Source organism: Qipengyuania sp. NPDC077563, from assembly GCF_044901345.1.
Lineage (GTDB): Bacteria > Pseudomonadota > Alphaproteobacteria > Sphingomonadales > Sphingomonadaceae > Qipengyuania > Qipengyuania aestuarii.
In genome coordinates this window covers 282,475-300,418 of the sequence record NZ_JBJDPC010000002.1, presented here as the reverse complement: position 1 = coordinate 300,418, position 17,944 = coordinate 282,475, and the positions used below count along the sequence as shown (strand labels likewise).

The following is a 17,944-nucleotide window of genomic DNA, read 5'->3' as shown; positions in this document are numbered from 1 at the left end:
GTTACCGGATAATCGCTGGCTGCCGATCGCCGCCGCGCGGACAATTAGGCCTTTTCCGCCATCCCGACGAGCTTTTCGATCACATCGTCCGCAGCCTGCGGTTTGGGCAGGACCGGGGCGTTTAGCGCCCGAAGGTGTTCGCCCACACGGTCAAGATCGCCGGTATGGAGGACGAAGGGAATGTTCTCCTCGCTGAGCAATTTCGCGGTCGGTTCGCAGGTTTCGCCATCACCCAGACTGACGTCGAGAATGGCGCCTGCAATGGTGTGATCCGCCACCGCCTGGCGCGCTTCGGCATTGTTCACCGCGATGACGGCCTGATGCCCGATGTCCTCGATTGCAAATTCGAGGTCCATGGCAATCAGCGGTTCGTCTTCGAGAACCAGGTAGGTGAGGCTCATAGCGATCTTCTTGTGAGAGGTACCAGAATGCGCGCCTGCAGTCCTTCGGGAGGCCACTCAGTTTCGAGCACGCCGCGCGCATGATTGAGGAGGGTCTTGGAGATATTGAACCCGGTGCCGTCCATGTCCGGCTCCCGCTCGATCCGCGGTCCGCCCTGTTCGATCCAGGTCACTTCCAGCGCGGAATTGTCCATCTTGTCCTTGATGTGCTGCCAATGGACGGTGATGGTGCCCTCGCGATTGGACAGCGCGCCATATTTGGTCGCATTCGTGGCGAGCTCGTGAAGCGTCAGCCCGATTGCGGAAATCGCATTGGGTTCGGTCCGCACGCCATTCCCTTCGAAAATGAACCGGTCGCCTTCGGGATCGTAGGGTGCCAGAACGGACCGGATCGCTTGCCCCACATGAATGGTGCCGAGCGAGGCTTCGTCCAGGGTCGGTTCGTAGGAGCGGCCAAGCGCCTGAATGCGCTCGTTGATCTTTTTCGCAACATCCCGGGAATCCATCGACCGGCCGGTTATGTTCACGATGCCGCCCACTACGGCGAAAACGTTCTTGAGCCGGTGCGAGACCTCTCTCGCCATCGCCTTCGCATGCCGTTCCTCGGCACGGGACTGGTGTATGTCGGTGACATCCCACTGGCTGCCGAAGAAATACCGCAGATTGCCTTCTTCATCGTAGATCGGGCCGAGATGAAGGGTGTTCCAGAAGCTTGAGCCGTCCTTGCGGTAATTCAGCAATTCGACGACGACGACGCGTTCATCGCGAATGGCTTCGCGGATTTTGGCGACCTGCGCCTGATCGGTATCGGGCCCCTGAAGAAACCGGCAATTGCGCCCGAGGATTTCCACTTCGCGGTAGCCGGTGAGCTGCTGGAAAGCTTCGTTGCAGAACACGATAGGATCGTCTTCGAGACGAGGATCGGTAAGGCAAACCGCCATGCGCGTCTGCCCCATGGCCTGTTCGAACAACAGCCCGGACGAGCCATCGAAGGCATCCCGCTGCGCGTCGGATGGATAAATCGGTCGGTGAGCCTGATTTGAGGACTTAAGTCCCGATCGGCTGGTATCGTCTGACATTTACGGTTTTCCTCCACGACCCAAATGACGCAAGGGTAGGCTAGTTCCCTTACAGCGGCAGTCTGCCCCGACCCTGCTCATTGCAATGCGATCGAAACCCTGTCGCGCCCCATCGTTTTCGCCTTGTACAATGCGGCATCCGATTTACGACTGAGATCCGAAAGCTGGTCCATATTGGCCAGTTCGGCCACGCCGAAGGATGCCGTCACAGTGTCGGGCAATCCATCGCGCCGGGGCAATTCCTGCAAGATGGCCAATCGGATATCTTCCGCGATCCGGCCGCCCTCTTCCGCGCCGCGACCGGGGAGCAGGATGGCGAATTCTTCCCCGCCCATTCTGGCGACGAGATCGCTGCCATCGACCGACTGCGCCAGCAGGCCGGCAAAATCCGCGATCACCATGTCGCCTGCGGCATGGCCGAAACCGTCATTGATGGCCTTGAACCGGTCGAGATCGATCGTCACGAGAGACAGCGGCAGGCCGGTGCGCTTCGCCTTTCTTACCAGCCTTTCCGCATGCCTTGTGAACCCGCGACGATTGAGCAGGCCGGACAGCGGATCGGTTTCGGACCGCACGACCATTTCCAGCGTCGTGTCGCGCATGATCACCAGCAGCAGGACCAGCGCCAGCGCGATCAGGAACACGGCCCCGAGTGTCTGTGAAATTGCCGCATAGTCCGACGACAGATAGCCTTGCGGCCCGCTTGCAATGCCGATCCGCCAGGCGACGGCAACCTTCACTAGATAGGTCCCGGCGACCAGGAAACTCACTGTTGCGAGCAGCTTGTCCAGCGCCATCTGGCGGCTGGATCGCAGAACCACCCATGTCATCAGAAGCTGCAGACACACGTATGGTGTCTGATACAGCAACGACCGCGGCCCCGATCCATATGGCAGGCCTATCATTGCCGGGATGAGCCCGGCGGCCAAAATCCAGATGGCCAGGATTGCGCGGGTGGGCGGACTAGCCCCATAATGCGTCGCCACGCCGATTACGCCGCAGGACAGCGCCGCAAGATAGGCGACGTAGATGCTGAAGACGGCAAGATCCGGGTGGACCAGCCATGGGAGGCTGAACTCCAGAGCAACGTCCAGCACTCCGATACCGTAACCCGCAGCCAGCCACCGCGCCCCGCGCACTGTCGGATTGGTAGAAGCCACGACGGAGAAGGCGACGGCAAACAGGGCCGCAACGAACATATTGATGCTGAGAATATACGCCCCGGTCATGCCGGGCATACCCAAGCCAAAAGCGGCGTCTTGTGCAAGCGTGAAAAGGGAAACCCGGAGGTAACTTCGCGGGCACCTCCGGTTTACCCGATGGCACTGGCCTTGCGAAGCGTTTGATAAGCCTCGACAACCCGGTTGAGGCGGGATTCGTACTGGCGATCGCCGCCGTTGCGGTCGGGATGATAGCGCCGGACGAGCTCCGTATATCGCCGCCTCAGCCTGCTCTTGTCCGTATCGGTTCCCAGCCCCATCACTTCGAGCGCCTCGGCCTCTTCGCGGCTGAACCTTCCGTCCATGGCGATTTCCGCCTCGCGCCGGGCGCGGCTCTTGATCCCGCTGGCCCGCGCCGAGATCGCATCGAGGGGATCGGTGTAATCGGCCCAGCGCGGCATGCCGTCGACGCCCGCAGTGGGCCGGAAGCTGGGGCTTTCGGTGCGCCAGCCGCTTACCGGACCCTGAGCAACGAGGATTTCCTCCGCGCTCATGCCTTCGAACCAGTCGTAGCCGGCATTGAATTCGCGCACATGATCAAGGCACATCCAGCGCCATTGGCCGGGCCCGTCGAAACGGTGGCCGCTGCCCGGTGCGCGGAATTCTCCCGGCTCGTTGCAGGCCGGGTGATCGCATATCCGGCCGGTATGTTCATATCTTCCGTGAAACTTTGACTGGCGCATTCGTTCTAGAATGGTGAAGGATTTGCCGGATGCAAACCCTTCGATACGAAGCAAGGCTTTGAACAGGAGAATTCAGCCGATGGCCGAAACGGTCCAGCAGGAAATGGAACGCCTTTTGACCGAGGAATTCAGCCCGACCAGGCTGGAAATCGTCAACGACAGCGCGAAACATCACGGCCATGCCGGAGATGATGACAGCGGAGAATCGCACTTTACCGTGGTGATCGAAGCGCCTGCCTTTGCCGACATGAGCCGGGTCGAACGCCAACGCGCCGTGAACCGGGCGCTGGGCGACATTCCGGGCGACCGTGTGCATGCGCTCGCAATCCAGGCATCGGCGCCGACGCCATGACGGATGCACCCTATGATTTGTGGTACTGGCCCTCGATCCAGGGCCGCGGCGAATTCGTTCGCGTGTTCATGGCCGCTGCCGGTATTGCATGGCGCGACCGCGCGCGGGACAGCGATGCACAGGCGCTGGTCGAAGACATGGAAGCGCGGGAGAAATCCTCGGAATTTGCACCCTATGCCCCGCCCTATCTCGTCGATCGGGAAAGCGACTTCGCCATCGCGCAGGTCGCGCATATCCTCTTCTGGCTGACCGACCGTTATGATCTCGGCACTGGCGACCGCGGCATAGACCTGCACCTGATCCAGATGCAGCTGACGATCACCGATATCGTCGCCGAAGTGCATGACACGCATCATCCGGTCGCCGGATCGCTCTATTACGACGACCAGAAAGACGCCGCCGCGCAGGCTGCAAAATCATTCCGCGAAGAGCGCATCCCGAAATATTTCGATCACTTCGAAGCGGCCTGTGGCAAGATCGACGGACCCTTCATGGCGGGCGAGCGATGGAGCCATGTAGACACCTCGCTCTTCCAACTGATCGAAGGATTGCGCTATGCCTTCCCCAACCGCATGAAATCGGTCGAGAGCGATTATCCGCACCTGGTCGCAGTGCGCGATGCGGTGGCGCGGATCGATGGTGTGGCAGCGTATCTAGCCAGCGATAAACGCCTTGCCTTCAACGAGGACGGCATCTTCCGTCATTATGAGGAACTGGACGGGAAATGAGCCAATTCGAACTGACGCTGACGCCGACCACCCACGATCTGGGCCAATTTCAGGTGCGGCGCGTGCTGCCTTCCAAGCAGCGCAGCATGGTGGGGCCCTTCATTTTCGTCGACCAGTTCGGCCCGGCGCAGCTCGATCTCGGCGCCGGCATGGATGTGCGCCCGCATCCGCATATCAATCTTGCCACCGTCACATGGCTGTTCGAAGGCGCCATCGACCACCGCGACAGCCTGGGGAGTTTCTCGACCATCAGGCCGGGGCAGGTCAATCTGATGACGGCGGGCAAGGGGATCGTGCATTCCGAACGCTCGCCGCAAGAAGAACGTGAGGCCGGGCCCAAGCTCTATGGCATGCAAACCTGGCTCGCCCTGCCCGATGGCAAGGAAGAAATCGACCCGGCGTTCGAAGCCGTGTCGGACCTGCCGGTGATCGAGGATGGTCGGGCAAAGGCCATCGTCATCATGGGCGAATTATGGGGCGAGCGGGCGCCCGTCACCACTTATGCCGATACGATCTATGCCGAAATCGTGCTGGGCGCAGGCGGCGCGATCCCGCTGGAAGACGATGCCGACGAACGCGCGGTGATGCTGGTGGGCGGCGAGGCGAATGTCGATGGGCACGCGCTCAAGCTTTATGAACTCGCGGTGCTTCAGCCAGGCCGCGACATGACGCTGGAGAGCAAGAGCGGAGCGCGGGTCGTGCTGCTGGGCGGCGAGGCTTTCCAGACCGAGCGCCATGCTTGGTGGAACTTCGTCAGCTCCAGCCGCGAGCGTATCCAGCAGGCGAAAGAGGACTGGCGCAATGGCCGCTTCCCCGAAGTTCCGCAGGACAATGACGAGCGCATCCCGCTGCCCGACGGCGCGCCCAAGACCGTCACCTATCCCTGAACGTCGGCATGGGTGAGTTGCAGGCTGGCCGGAGGCGGAATGCTCAGGCTAGCCATTCGACCCACGCGCCATGCGGGTGGGCATTGGCGAGGTGGACCGCCTCTTCGCCGCCGGGCCAGTAGCGGACCTTCAATTCATGCGCGAAAGTCTCGCGATTGGTCTCGAGCGAGATAAGCGCCAGCGGCTTGTCCTTCGTCGCTCGTTCGCCCGCCGTCGCCAGCGTTTCTTCGATCCGGTCCTGAGTCAGATCGGGCAGATATTGCCACATGATCGAGTGCGCGAGAACGCGGGTGACGCCTGCGTCCTGCGGCTTGGCGAGCTCCTTTTCCACCCACTCGCCGGCATCCATCCGCTCGATTTCCGGCGGCATCCGTCTAGCCAAAGCGATGGCGGCGTCGATCCTCGCCATGCGCTCCGTCGCTTCAGGCCAGACGTAGCTCTTGAGGCGCAGCGCCTGTCCCTCGTCGGTTAGATCGACCGGGGCGATATCGCTGCCGCGTGCGTCGACCAATCCGATCTCTGTCGCCGGCGGAGGCGCGCCGCGCCATTCCGGTGCAATCCGCATCCGGCTCGCGCCCGGACCGGTGGTGACCCCGCCTAGATCATAATGATAGCGGCCCAGCATGGTGTTGATACCCGCGCTCGCTCCGATTTCGAGCCATTCGAACTGCGCAGTGGTTCGCCCGGCGGCCAGCCAGAGCAGCGCCGCGGCAAAACTGGATGAGCGCCCGGCCTCGTTCGTCTGAGGCGGCCCATCGAGCCAGGGCATGAGCTGGAAATCATGTGTTTCTACGATTTCGCGGACCAGCGCATCGACCTGCTCCTGCGCAGGCATCCGCCCGGCGTAGACATCTTCCAGCCGCGGCTCCTCGCCGGTCAGCAACAAATTGTGCAGGCCCGCAGCGATGCGCAGCGGCATGGCATCGCGCAGGGACAGCCCCTGCCATGCGAAGATCCGCCGCGCTGTCGCCGCCGCGCTGTCTTCCAGCGCCAGCAGTGCGCGCACGACCTGCGCCGTGCCGGGAGCGCCTGCTTTTTGCGCGTGGTTCGCCTGCCATTCGATCGCTTCCGCCACCGAAACGGTATCCATCACTGCGCCGTCTGCCATATTCGTTGCCCTTTCGGCTCCATATCCCTATCTGCCGCCACGCAATGACAGACAGTCTTACCTTCGCCATTCCCAAGGGGCGCATCCTCGATGAGGCGCTGCCCGTGATGGCACGCGCGGGCGTCGTGCCGGAAGATGCCTTTCACGACAAGGCGAACCGTTCACTGACCTTCGCGACCACCCGAGACGACATGCGCCTGATCCGCGTGCGCGCCTTCGACGTGGCGACTTTCGTGGCGCATGGCGCGGCGCAATTGGGCATTGTCGGTTCAGACGTAATCGAGGAATTCGACTATGCCGAGCTATACGCTCCGGTCGATCTCGACATCGGCCACTGCCACCTCGCCGTGGCCGAACCGAAAGGCGCCAGCGCGACCAACGGCGCGAGCCATCTGCGCGTGGCCACCAAGTACCCGAACCTCACCCGCCGCCATTTCGAGCGCCAGGGTATCCAGGCCGAATGCGTGAAGCTGAACGGCGCGATGGAAATTGCCCCAGAACTGGGCCTCGCGGGCCGGATCGTCGACCTCGTCTCAAGCGGGCAGACGCTGAAGGAAAACGGGCTGGTCGAAACCGGCCATATCATGGACATCACCGCGCGGCTGATCGTCAACCGTGCCGCGCTCAAGACCGATCCGCGGGTTTCCGCCCTGGTCGAAGCTTTCCGCGCCGATAGCGAACAGAGGAGCGCCGCCTGATGCAGCTTCTTCGCACGAGTGATGCGGACTTCGAAACCAAGTTCGCCAAAATCGTCCGCGACCGCCGCGAAAGCGATGCACAGGTCGGGCGCGACGTCTCCGCCATTCTGAACGAAGTGCGCGAGCGCGGCGACGGGGCACTGGTGGAATACACGCGCCGGTTCGACCAGCACAATCTGTCAAGCGATGCGGACTGGTCGATTTCGAAAGAGGCCTGCCGCGCCGCCTATGACGGGCTGGAGCCGGACTTGCGCGAGGCGCTGGAAACAGCCGCCGCCCGCATCCGCGCCTATCACGAAGGCCAGTTGCCCGAAGACCGCGACTATACCGACGATATCGGCATGCGTCTCGGCGCGCGCTGGGGTGCGGTGGAGGCAGCCGGACTTTACGTGCCGGGTGGTCGCGCATCCTATCCCTCCTCGCTGCTGATGAACGCCATCCCGGCGAAGGTCGCGGGCGCCGAGCGTCTGGTGGTCACGACCCCCACCCCCAAAGGCGAGATGAACGACCTCGTCCTCGCCGCTGCGCACATTGCGGGCGTCGACGAGATCTACCGCGTCGGCGGCGCGCAGGCCGTCGCTGCCATGGCCTACGGGACCGAACGGATCGCGCGCGTCGACGTCGTGGTCGGCCCGGGCAATGCCTGGGTGGCAGAAGCCAAACGCCAGCTTTACGGCGTGGTCGGTATCGACATGGTTGCCGGACCAAGCGAAATCCTGGTGATCGCCGACAAGGACAACGATCCCGAATGGCTGGCTGCCGATCTGCTCAGCCAGGCCGAGCATGACCCGACCAGCCAGTCCATCCTGATCACCGACGACCGTGGCCTGGCGAACCGGGTCATGGACCAGATCGATCTGGAATTTCTCAAGCTGCCGACAGCGAAGACCGCGAGGCAAAGCTGGGATGACCACGGGCTGGTCGTGCTCGTGGACAGTCTCGACGAAGCCCCGGCGCTGTCGGACCGCCTCGCCGCCGAGCATGTCGAGATCGCCACTGCAGATCCCGAGGCGATCTTCAAACAGTTGCGCCATGCGGGCAGCGTGTTCCTCGGCCGGATGACTCCCGAAGCCGTAGGCGACTATATCGCCGGGCCGAACCACGTCCTTCCCACCGGTCGCCGCGCGCGTTTCGCCAGCGGTCTCTCCGTGCTCGACTTCATGAAGCGCACCAGCTTCATCGGCGCGTCCGAAGCTGCCTTGAAAGCCATCGGCCCTGCCGCCGTGCGCCTGGCCGAGGCAGAAGGCCTCCCCGCGCACGCCCTATCCATTTCTAGGAGGCTTTCGTGAGCCAGAATCCCCGCAGCCAGTCGCGCAGTGCCGCCCGCCTCGGTGCCGTACAGGCCCTTTATCAGCAGCAGATGGAAGGCACCAAGACCGCCCGTCTGCTCGATGAATTCCACCAGCACCGTTTGGGAAAGGTGATTGAGGACGAGGAATACGCCGAGGCCGATGTCGCCTTCTTCGACGATGTGGTGAAAGGCGTCGATGCCCGCCGGGATGAAATCGACGACCTCCTGATCACGCGCCTCGCATCCGGCTGGACGCTGGCCCGCCTCGACAAGACGATGCTGCAAATCCTGCGCGCGGGAACCTACGAATTGCTTGCGCGCAACGATGTGCCCAAGGCGGCAGCCATCAGCGAATACGTCGACGTCGCCAAAGCCTTCTTCGACGATCGCGAAGCCAAGTTCGTCAATGGTATTCTCGATGCGGTAGCCAAGGAAATAGGACGCTGAACGAAGCCGAATTCATCTCTTCTCTCCGCGCGCTTGCCAGCCATCGGGCCGCGCGCGGGCTGGAAGACGATGCTGCGGTGCTCTGGTTCGGAGGCGAATCCCTTGTCCTGACGCACGATACCCTAGTGGATGGAGTGCACATCCTCGAAGGACAGGACCCCGCGGACATTGCTTGGAAGCTTGTCGCAGTGAACCTCTCCGATCTGGCCGCCAAGGGCGCCGAGCCAGTGGGCGTCCTGATTTCCCACATGCTGGGAATGGACGACCATCGTTTCGTGGCTGGCCTCGATGAAATTCTGAACGCGTTCGATGTCCCGCTGCTTGGCGGAGATACCGTCAGGGCGGAGGGCAGGCGCGTCTGGGGGTGCACCGCGATCGGGCGCGCAACACACACACCGGTCCCGTCGCGGTCCGGCGCCACACCGGGTGATGTCGTCTATCTGGGTGGCCGGATCGGAATGGCCCTGTTGGGTTACGAAGCGATGCGAGATGACACGGATGGCGATGACCGCGCCTATCGCCGTCCGGTCCCGCAGCTGGAACTTGGACAGGCCCTTGCTCCGCACGTGTCGGCGATGATGGACGTTTCGGATGGCCTGTTGCTCGACGCATCCCGAATTGCCGCCGCCAGCAAGGTGACCTTGGCGCTCGATCAGGCCAGGATCGCTCCGCTGGCGCCGGAGGGGCGCCTCGACGACGCGACGAGATGGGGCGACGATTATGTGCTGCTGTGCACCGGGCCCGAAGGGTTGGCGAGCGAGTACGCGGTAACCGCAATCGGCGAAGTGCGTGATCAATCCGCCGATCCGGTCCTTCTCGACGGCGTCCCGCCGTCCGGCTCTCTGGGTTACACGCACTGACATTGCTCTGGATCTGATCGGCGCTTTAGGATCGCTGCGCGGCAAGGCCCTTGCCAGCAATTCCATGCCGCCTATACCTTCCTGCCACGCTACGCCGGTGTCTCCCACTGGAAGCGAAACATATAAGCAGGAGGGGAGAGTTTCGTGGATCTAGTACTCATATCCATCGTGTTGGGCTTACTGGCCATCGTGTACGGTTTCGTCACCAGTCGCCAGGTACTTGCCGCAGGGGCAGGCAATGAACGGATGCAGGAGATCGCCGCAGCAATCCAGGAAGGCGCGCAGGCCTATCTCAAGCGTCAGTACACGACCATCGCCATCGTCGGCGTGGTTGTCGCAGTGCTGGTGTTTCTCTTTCTCGGTATAATTCCCGCAATCGGTTTCGTCATCGGGGCGATCCTGTCGGGCGTTGCCGGTTTCATCGGGATGAACATCTCCGTACGGTCCAACGTCCGCACCGCGGCAGCCGCGCAAAGTGGATTGCAGCAGGGACTTACCCTCGCCTTCCGCGCAGGTGCCATCACCGGCCTGCTGGTGGCCGGGCTCGCGCTCCTCGCGATCGCTGTCTTCTTCTGGTATCTCGTCGGCCCTGCCGGACATGCCGCCAACAGCCGCGAGGTGATCGACGGTCTCGTAGGCCTGGCCTTCGGTGCTTCGCTGATCTCCATCTTCGCGCGTCTGGGCGGCGGTATCTTTACCAAGGCTGCCGACGTCGGCGCCGATCTCGTCGGCAAGGTGGAAGCGGGCATTCCCGAAGACGATCCGCGCAATCCTGCGGTCATCGCCGACAATGTGGGCGATAACGTCGGCGACTGCGCCGGCATGGCAGCGGACCTGTTCGAAACCTACGTCGTCACCGTGGGTGCGACCATGGTTCTCACTGCGCTGTTGCTGAAGGGTCTGGGCGATTTGTTGCTGCCGATGATGGCGCTCCCGCTGCTGATCGGCGGGGCGTGCATCCTGACCAGCATTATCGGCACCTATTTCGTCAAGCTGTCGAAAGGCGGCACAAATGTCATGGGCGCGATGTACAAGGGCTTCGTCATCACCGCCATCCTGTCGATTCCGCTGATCGGCGTGGCGATCCATGTCGCGCTGGGCGGTCTGGACACGGTCATCGGCGGCGCGCCGGTCAATATCGACCCGGGTGCGCCTGTATCGGAAGAAGGCGTGTCGGAACAGGTGAAGTCGTTCACTGGCTGGGCGCTGTTCTACTGCTCCATCGTGGGTCTGGCCATCACCGGCCTGATCATCTGGATCACCGAATATTACACCGGCACCAATTATCGCCCGGTCCGCTCGATCGCCAAGGCTTCGGAAACGGGCCACGGCACCAATGTGATCCAGGGCCTCGCCATCAGTCTGGAATCGACCGCACTGCCGACCATCCTGATCGTGGCCGGCATCATCGTTACTTATCAGCTCGCCGGACTGATGGGCATTGCCTATGCGGCCACCGCCATGCTCGCGCTGGCGGGCATGGTCGTGGCGCTCGATGCCTATGGCCCCGTAACGGATAATGCGGGCGGCATCGCCGAAATGGCCGGTCTCGACGATAGCGTTCGCGTAAAGACCGACCTGCTCGACGCGGTGGGCAACACCACCAAGGCAGTGACCAAGGGCTATGCCATCGGATCGGCGGGGCTTGCCGCACTGGTGCTCTTCGCGGCCTATACCACCGATCTGGCCGAGTTCTTTCCCAATGCCGACGTCGATTTCAGCCTCGAGAACCCTTATGTGATCGTCGGTCTGCTGCTCGGCGCGCTGCTTCCCTACCTCTTCGGAGCAATGGGAATGACCGCCGTCGGCCGCGCCGCGGGCGACGTGGTGAAGGACGTGCGTGAACAGTTCGCGGGCGATGCCGAGATCATGGCCGGGACCAGCAAGCCGGATTATGCCCGCACGGTGGACCTCGTGACCAAGGCCGCCATCAAGGAGATGATCGTCCCCTCGATGCTGCCAGTGCTGGCGCCGATCGTGGTTTATTTCCTCATCACGCTCATCGCGGGTCAGGAAAACGGCTTCGCGGCTCTCGGGGCATTGCTGCTCGGGGTGATCGTCGGCGGCATCTTCGTCGCGCTTTCCATGACCGCGGGCGGCGGCGCATGGGACAATGCGAAGAAATATATCGAAGACGGCAATCACGGCGGCAAAGGATCCGAAGCGCACAAGGCAGCCGTAACCGGAGATACGGTGGGTGATCCTTACAAGGACACGGCCGGTCCGGCCGTCAACCCGATGATCAAGATCACGAATATCGTCGCTTTGCTGCTGCTGGCTGCTCTCGCAGCTGGCTGAAGACACGGCGAGTTTTAGCGGAAACGGGCGGTGCGATCGGTAATCGCGCCGCCTTTTTCTTGACCCTTGCGTAAACGGCAAGCACATCGCGCAGCGTGAATATGACAAAAACTCCAGAAGAGCTCGTTGCCGGCCTTGTCCGCCTTTTGACCGTCGAACCGGCGGGCACCCAAACCTTTACCGGCAGCCAGCAGCCTGGCGGCGTGGGAAGAGTATTCGGCGGCCAGGTGGTTGCCCAGGCTCTCCAATCCGCTCAGGCGCAGGCACCGGAGGGCATGGAAGCCCACTCGCTCCATGCCTATTTCCTGCGCGGTGGGCGCGAAGGCACCGACATCGACTATTCGGTCGCTGCCGATTTCGACGGACGCAGCTTTGCCAACAGGCGCGTCGTGGCCAGCCAGGACGGCTCGCCGATCCTGAACCTGACGGCCAGTTTCCAGCGTCCAGAAGAAGGGCTGGAGCACGAAGACAGCCCGATGCCCGATGTGGCACCACCCGAAGATCTTCCTACCGACCGGGAAATGCGGGACAAATTCCTCGCCAGCCAGAGCGATCTTTCAGAGGCCCAGCGCCGCTGGATGAGCCGCCCGAACCCGATCGAGATGCGCACGAGTGGTGAATTGCACTGGATGACTCCGGGAAAGAAGCCTCCCCGTGCCTACAGCTGGTTTCGCGCCGCTGCTCCCTTGCCGGACGATCGATCGCTGCACCGCGCCGTGATCGCATATGCGAGCGACTATACGCTGCTGGGAACGGCGGCTCTTCCCCACGGACTTAGCTGGGCCCGCAACGAGCTTACAGGCGCCAGCCTCGACCATGCCGTGTGGTTTCATCGTCCGGCGCGGGCGGACGAATGGCTTCTTTATGCGACGCACAGCCCCTGGTCCGGCGGCGGACGCGGCTTCAATCGCGGGCGTATTTTCAATCGCGAAGGCCAACTCGTGGCCAGCGTGGCGCAGGAAGGCGTGATACGAAAAAACCGGCGCAACTGATCAGTCGCGCCGGTTTCCAAATGCGTCAGTGCCGGGATCAGCGCTTGAGCGCGTCCATCACCTCGGCCCATGATACCAGTTTGAAGTTCTGCGCCTCGGGCTCGTTCTGCCCGTCCTGAGCGATGAACAGGCCGCCGGGATAAAGCGACCCGAAACTGCCGGATGCAAGCTCGATACCGTCGGTTTCCTCGGTGCTGCCGAAGCGGTCTGCTGCGATGCGAAAACGGCCCACGGGTGTCATCTCCGGCAATTGATACACTGCATATGTGTTATCGCCCTGGCTCGAGGCCACGACCATGCCACCCTTCTCTCCTTCGGGGAAAAGCGCAAGCCCTTCTACGTCGGCCACAAGCATGCGATTATCGACGCGGGCCATCAGGCGCTTGCTGGCGTCGATATCGGCTGCTGCCGTGTCGAAAGCCCAGATGCCCGCTGCTTCCTCGCCGACATACAGGATTTTCGTGCGGTCATCGAAAACGCAGCCTTCGGGCTGGCTGGCGACCGTGCCGATCACGGCCGACTGACCGGTGATCTGGGAACCTGCCATATTCAGCAGGGTGCGATAAATCGTCCCTTCCTTGGGGGCGCTGTAGACGGTCACCGAGCCATCCGCGGCTGCCCTGGCGATGCAGATCCCATACCCCTCGCCCGGACCGACGGCGATCCGTCCAGCGGGCGACAACACGCCGCTGTCGCGGTCGAGGAAGGAGAGACTGACATGCGCGGCCAGAGGATCGCTCCGATCGCTGGCGGCCACCAGGATCCGACCATCGGCAAGTTCTGTCAGGGCGACATTGTTGAGGCCGCCCTGCTCCAGGAACGACAGCTGCCGACCCTGCAGGTCATAGACATGGAGACCCGCCTTCTTGTCAGTCCCCACGATGAGGCTCTGTTCCGGATTCGCCGCATTGCGCCAGATCGCCGGATCGTCCGCAGCGTCTTCATTGGCAGTCCCCACCGGCGCCGTCTCCGCTTTCGCGAACACGGCTACCGCAGGATCTCCCTGGATCGGGACCGTGGCACAAGCGCTCGCAAGTCCGAGCGATCCCAGGGCGAGAATGTGAATTGGCCGCAGCATCAGAAAGTCATCCTTACACCGGCTTTCATCGTCCAGTTGTTCTCTTCATACTGGAAGATATTACGACGATCGCCGAGGTTGTTGTACGCGAAGTATTTGGCGTTGTTGATGTTTACCCATTCGTAGAAGAGCTGGATGTTGTCGTTGAAGCGGTACTTTGCGCTCAGGTCGAGCTGGAAGTGATCGTCGACATAGCGATCGAGTTCCGGTTCCGGGCTCAGCTCATCGAGGTATTTGTCGCGGTAGGTACCCGAAAGGCGCACGTCGATCGGCCCCTTGTCATAGCCCAGCGAAAGGTTGCCCGTGTGCCTGCTGGTCGTCGGCAGAGTGATCGAGCGTGGCCCTTCTGCCGCCTCCAGCGTCACCGTGCCATCGCTGTCGGTGAAGGTGTAGTTCGCCCCGATGACGATCCCGTCCAGCGCGCCGGTGAACGCTTTCGATGCCCCGATCTCGACCCCGGCGACATCGGCCTTGTCGCCGTTGAACCAGATGGTCGCTTCGTCGAAGTCGATGCCGCGGAAGCTGCCGTTATAGGGGCCGTCGTCGGCTTCGAAGACGGTTTCCACGAAGAAGTCCTCGATGTGCTTGTAGAACAGCGAGGCATAGATCGCGCCATTACCGTCGAAGTAGTATTCGGCAGCAGCGTCGAGGTTCCAGGCTTCGGCCGGGCGCAATTCGGGATTGCCGAATTCGCCTTCACGTTCGCCGTCATCCGCCTCTTCCACAGCGAAGCGCGGGGCCTGCTGATAGGGACCGGGGCGCACGATCGAGCGATAGCCTGCGGCGCGCAGCACCAGATTGGGCGAGGCTTCGTAGCGCAGGTTCAGGCTTGGCAGCCAGTGATCGTAATCCTTGTCGATCGAGACTTGGTCGACAAGAAGCGTATCATCGGCGGCCTCGGTGCCGTCGGGAAGCGTTCCCCCTTCCTCGACCAGCAGGACATCGTTGCCCCTGAGCACGTTCGACGTGTTCTCATAGCGCACACCGCCGATCACGGTCAGCGTGGAGCTGTCCCAGCGGCCGAGCAGGTAACCCGCGAGGATGTCTTCGTCGACCGAGTAATCCGACACTGCGCTGTCGAAGGCGCTGTCGAGTTCCTGGAGCGCGAACAGGTCGCGATTGGCGAGGAAGTAGTCGCTCGCCTCGGTGAAGCCCGGCAGCGGGCCGATGTCGCCCAGGCGATAGGTCTGTCCGTCGCCCAGCGCATCGGCCAGATTATAGCCCTCCAGCTCGTAGAACTCGACATCGCCGTTGAAGCTCTTTTCGCGCCAGCGGCCCTTGGCACCGGCCTGAACGGTGAATTCGCCCATGCCCGATACGAAGCGGCGGCCGATGTCGAACTTGGCCGAATACTCTTCGTCCTGGCTGTCCGACAGGGCGACGTATTCGATGTCCTTCAGCTCATAGCTTTCGGGATTGGCGAAGTCCGCCGGGCCGGCGATCACGGAGTAGCCGGGTATGCGCGGGTCGGACAGGTCGATGCCGATCTGCAGCCCCTCGCCCTCGAACTTGCGGCGGAACTCGGCGGGGTCGACGCTGCCGTCCTCGCGCTCGCTCGACTTGGCCCAGCTGGCCGAGTAATCGGCGAACCAATCGCCCCAGTCGCTTTCGCCGCCCGCTACGATGCTGCGGATCTTCTGGCTTTCGAAGCGGTCCTTCACGTCGCGCTCGACAGTGATCTCCTCGTCGTCCTCGAACACCAGCGCATCGCTCGTGCCCGAAACGCTCGCATCGCCGAGGTCGAAGGTCAGGCGGCGGCGGTATTCCTGGTCGTCGAACTGGCTGTAGATGCCGCGCAGGTAGAGGCTCGTCGAGTCCCCGGCCCGGAAGTCGAAGCCCAGCGTCGCGCTGATGCGTTCGCGTTCCACGTCATAGTCGCGGAACTGGAACTCCTCGGCATAGACCAGGCCATCGTCCTCTTCCCAGTCGTCGGCCTCGATGTTGTCGGTCTCGAAGGCGCGCTTGTAGTAGGACAGGCCGCCGGTCACGCCGAAGTTGTCGCTCGCCCGGTAGGAGAAGTCGACGCTGCCCTTGGGGCTAAGCTCGTCGGCCAGCTCGTTATAGCTGCCCTCCAGCTTGACCGTCAGCAGGTCCTTCTTGCGGTCGAAGGCGCTGGTGGTCTCGATCTCGACCGAGGCGCCGATGGTGTCGGCATCCATATCGGGCGTGAGCGACTTCTTCACCTCGATCGATTCGATGATGTCCGAGGAGATCACGTCGAGCGCCACGGCGCGGATGTCGTTCTCGGGCGACGGCATGCGCACGCCGTTGAGCGAGGTCGCATTGAGGCTCGGGTCGAGCCCGCGGACCGAGACGAAGCGCCCCTCGCCCTGGTCGTTGAGCACGTTGATGCCCGGCAGGCGGCGCAGGCTTTCGGCCACGTTCTGGTCGGGGAACTGGCCGATCGCATCGCGGCTGAGCACGTCGGAGACGACGTCGTTCTCGCGCTTGCGCGACAGCGCGCTGGCGAGGTTCGCGGCCTGGCCGATCACCAGGATCTCGGAATCGCTACCCATGCCCGACAGGCGCAGATTGGCGGTCACCGCGCCGGTGGCGGGCACTTCGATCGCCTGGGTGACCGGATCGGCGCCGACATAGCGGACCTGCAGCGTGTAGCTGCCGGCGGGCACATCGGCGAAGCGGAAGGTGCCGTCCCGGTCGCTCGCCACGGTGCGGCCGAGTTCGACGATGGTCACTTCGGCCGAACGCAGCGCAACGGTCTGGCTGGCATCGGTAACGGAGCCGACGACTTCGCCCGCCAGCGCGGGAGAAGCGAGAGTGGCGGCGGCGGCGAGAGCGGTGAAACTGGCTGCAAGATGCAGCGATTTGCGTGTGGTATGAGACATGTGTCCTCCTGTCGAGGGGGCACATAGGTCCGGTATTTGACTCGAACGTGTCCGTTGGATGAAGCCGCTGTGACAGTGTGACAACCGCATGACTCGCATCGGCGATTCCGCCACAAGGCGGCCCGCAAGGCGCGCGTTTCCGCCGGTGCCGCGACCCTCAGGATGGAGCACATGGAGCACGGTCCAGGAGCAAAAACCCCATTTGTGTCACCCTGTGATGCAAAAGCGTCACTCTGGCCGCGCGAGTGTCACCCTTGCCGCGAAAACTGTCACCCGGCGCGGGGCAGATGTCACCTTGCGCAGCGAAAGTGTCACCCTGCGAAGCGCGACATGTCACCTTGCGGCGCGCCACATGTCACCCTTTGCGGGGCGGATCTGTCACCCTGGGCGAGGCTGGGAAGATGAACGATGGAAAGAGCGGTGACGCGGCCTTAGCGGATCGGCGGCGTGTAGGAAAATGGCGAGTGTTGAGTTCAGTTCTTAGAGCGTCGAACATACCGAGCGCAAAAGCCGCTTTGGGTGCAGCGACCAACTCCCGCACATCATTCGATCTGCGCTAGGATTCAGTATGAAAAGCGGCGAAGGCCGAGATAATGACCGGACAGCGGCGGATCATTCAGTATCTTTTGCCCCCATTCACCAAGGGCTGGATAGGGTGAGAAGGGAGCGATGAGTAGCGATCTGCAAAAAGCAATCTGCAAACCTACAGGTTTCTTTAGTGCGCCCAGGGAAGTTCGGAAGATGGTGAATATTTCCCTGAAATTGAGTAATTTCTTCGGTTGACGCAAAACTTCTTCGCTGCGTAGACAGCAAGAGGGATTTGGGGGTGTATGGGTCGCATTTTCGCTTTGCTTTTAGGCATGTCCATTTGCGTGACGGGGTGTGCGACGGCGGACTATTCCGACGTCCCGATTTCGGTGCGAGAGCGATGTTCGTTAAAATCCAAGAGATCAGTCTCGAACGCGCAAGCGGCCAG

General features: G+C 62.4%; 16 protein-coding genes. 9 read left to right on the top strand and 7 right to left on the bottom strand.

Going from position 1 to position 17,944, the window contains the following annotated elements; translation table 11 throughout:
- Nucleotides 1-44 precede the first annotated feature (44 nt).
- The 4 genes from ACI2I1_RS07235 to ACI2I1_RS07220 all read right to left on the bottom strand — a co-directional run bounded on the left by ACI2I1_RS07235 (nt 45) and on the right by ACI2I1_RS07220 (nt 3,383).
- Nucleotides 45-401, bottom strand: coding sequence for a response regulator (locus ACI2I1_RS07235; RefSeq protein WP_404678566.1), 357 nt, complete (start codon nt 399-401; stop codon nt 45-47).
- The gene (locus ACI2I1_RS07230; protein ID WP_404678565.1) at nt 398-1,480 is read right to left on the bottom strand and encodes a PAS domain-containing protein; all 1,083 of its coding nucleotides are present in this window, start codon (nt 1,478-1,480) and stop codon (nt 398-400) included. Before ACI2I1_RS07230 ends, ACI2I1_RS07235 begins: the two co-directional genes overlap by 4 nt.
- Nucleotides 1,481-1,557: 77 nt before the next feature.
- Nucleotides 1,558-2,709, bottom strand: a complete 1,152-nt coding sequence (locus tag ACI2I1_RS07225) for a diguanylate cyclase (protein ID WP_404678564.1) — start codon at nt 2,707-2,709, stop codon at nt 1,558-1,560.
- Between the two features lie 83 nt (nt 2,710-2,792).
- A complete protein-coding gene (locus ACI2I1_RS07220; protein ID WP_404678563.1) occupies nt 2,793-3,383 on the bottom strand; it encodes a J domain-containing protein in 591 nt (196 codons plus the stop codon).
- 79 nt (nt 3,384-3,462) lie between these two features.
- Here ACI2I1_RS07220 and ACI2I1_RS07215 point away from each other — a divergent pair, with 79 nt between their 5' ends.
- From ACI2I1_RS07215 to ACI2I1_RS07205, 3 genes are read left to right on the top strand one after another with little or no spacing between them, the layout of a single operon-like run.
- Entirely contained in the window at nt 3,463-3,735 is a 273-nt protein-coding gene (locus ACI2I1_RS07215) for a BolA family protein (RefSeq protein ID WP_404678562.1), read from the top strand.
- Entirely contained in the window at nt 3,732-4,463 is a 732-nt protein-coding gene (locus tag ACI2I1_RS07210) for a glutathione S-transferase (protein WP_404678561.1), read from the top strand. The genes ACI2I1_RS07215 and ACI2I1_RS07210 overlap by 4 nt, the downstream gene beginning before the upstream one ends.
- Nucleotides 4,460-5,350, top strand: coding sequence for a pirin family protein (locus ACI2I1_RS07205; RefSeq protein ID WP_404678560.1), 891 nt, complete (start codon nt 4,460-4,462; stop codon nt 5,348-5,350). The genes ACI2I1_RS07210 and ACI2I1_RS07205 overlap by 4 nt, the downstream gene beginning before the upstream one ends.
- Before the next feature lie 43 nt (nt 5,351-5,393).
- Here the strand turns inward: ACI2I1_RS07205 and ACI2I1_RS07200 are convergent, their stop codons facing one another.
- The gene (locus ACI2I1_RS07200) at nt 5,394-6,458 is read right to left on the bottom strand and encodes a DUF2332 domain-containing protein (protein WP_404678559.1); all 1,065 of its coding nucleotides are present in this window, start codon (nt 6,456-6,458) and stop codon (nt 5,394-5,396) included.
- Between the two features lie 44 nt (nt 6,459-6,502).
- Between ACI2I1_RS07200 and hisG the strand changes: the two genes are divergently transcribed.
- The 6 genes from hisG to ACI2I1_RS07170 all read left to right on the top strand — a co-directional run bounded on the left by hisG (nt 6,503) and on the right by ACI2I1_RS07170 (nt 13,044).
- The gene (gene hisG, locus ACI2I1_RS07195; RefSeq protein ID WP_221542013.1) at nt 6,503-7,156 is read left to right on the top strand and encodes an ATP phosphoribosyltransferase; all 654 of its coding nucleotides are present in this window, start codon (nt 6,503-6,505) and stop codon (nt 7,154-7,156) included.
- Nucleotides 7,156-8,445 (top strand): histidinol dehydrogenase, encoded by a 1,290-nt coding sequence (gene hisD / locus ACI2I1_RS07190; RefSeq protein WP_404678558.1) that lies wholly within the window; start codon nt 7,156-7,158, stop codon nt 8,443-8,445. Before hisG ends, hisD begins: the two co-directional genes overlap by 1 nt.
- Entirely contained in the window at nt 8,442-8,894 is a 453-nt protein-coding gene (gene nusB, locus ACI2I1_RS07185) for a transcription antitermination factor NusB (RefSeq protein ID WP_404678557.1), read from the top strand. The genes hisD and nusB overlap by 4 nt, the downstream gene beginning before the upstream one ends.
- Nucleotides 8,891-9,754: a thiamine-phosphate kinase gene (thiL, locus tag ACI2I1_RS07180; protein WP_404679150.1), complete on the top strand. Its 864-nt coding sequence runs from the start codon at nt 8,891-8,893 to the stop codon at nt 9,752-9,754. Before nusB ends, thiL begins: the two co-directional genes overlap by 4 nt.
- Before the next feature lie 144 nt (nt 9,755-9,898).
- Nucleotides 9,899-12,052: a sodium-translocating pyrophosphatase gene (locus ACI2I1_RS07175; protein WP_404678556.1), complete on the top strand. Its 2,154-nt coding sequence runs from the start codon at nt 9,899-9,901 to the stop codon at nt 12,050-12,052.
- Nucleotides 12,053-12,153: 101 nt separating this feature from the next.
- Nucleotides 12,154-13,044 carry an acyl-CoA thioesterase II gene (locus tag ACI2I1_RS07170; protein WP_221542017.1) on the top strand — a complete coding sequence of 297 codons (891 nt, stop codon included), beginning with the start codon at nt 12,154-12,156 and terminating at the stop codon, nt 13,042-13,044.
- Nucleotides 13,045-13,081: 37 nt separating this feature from the next.
- Here the strand turns inward: ACI2I1_RS07170 and ACI2I1_RS07165 are convergent, their stop codons facing one another.
- Together ACI2I1_RS07165 and ACI2I1_RS07160 are read right to left on the bottom strand one after the other, a co-directional pair.
- The gene (locus tag ACI2I1_RS07165) at nt 13,082-14,122 is read right to left on the bottom strand and encodes a phytase (RefSeq protein WP_404678555.1); all 1,041 of its coding nucleotides are present in this window, start codon (nt 14,120-14,122) and stop codon (nt 13,082-13,084) included.
- Complete coding sequence (locus ACI2I1_RS07160) at nt 14,122-16,968, bottom strand: TonB-dependent receptor (RefSeq protein WP_404678554.1); 2,847 nt, start codon at nt 16,966-16,968, stop codon at nt 14,122-14,124. Before ACI2I1_RS07160 ends, ACI2I1_RS07165 begins: the two co-directional genes overlap by 1 nt.
- Nucleotides 16,969-17,944: the final 976 nt, after the last annotated feature.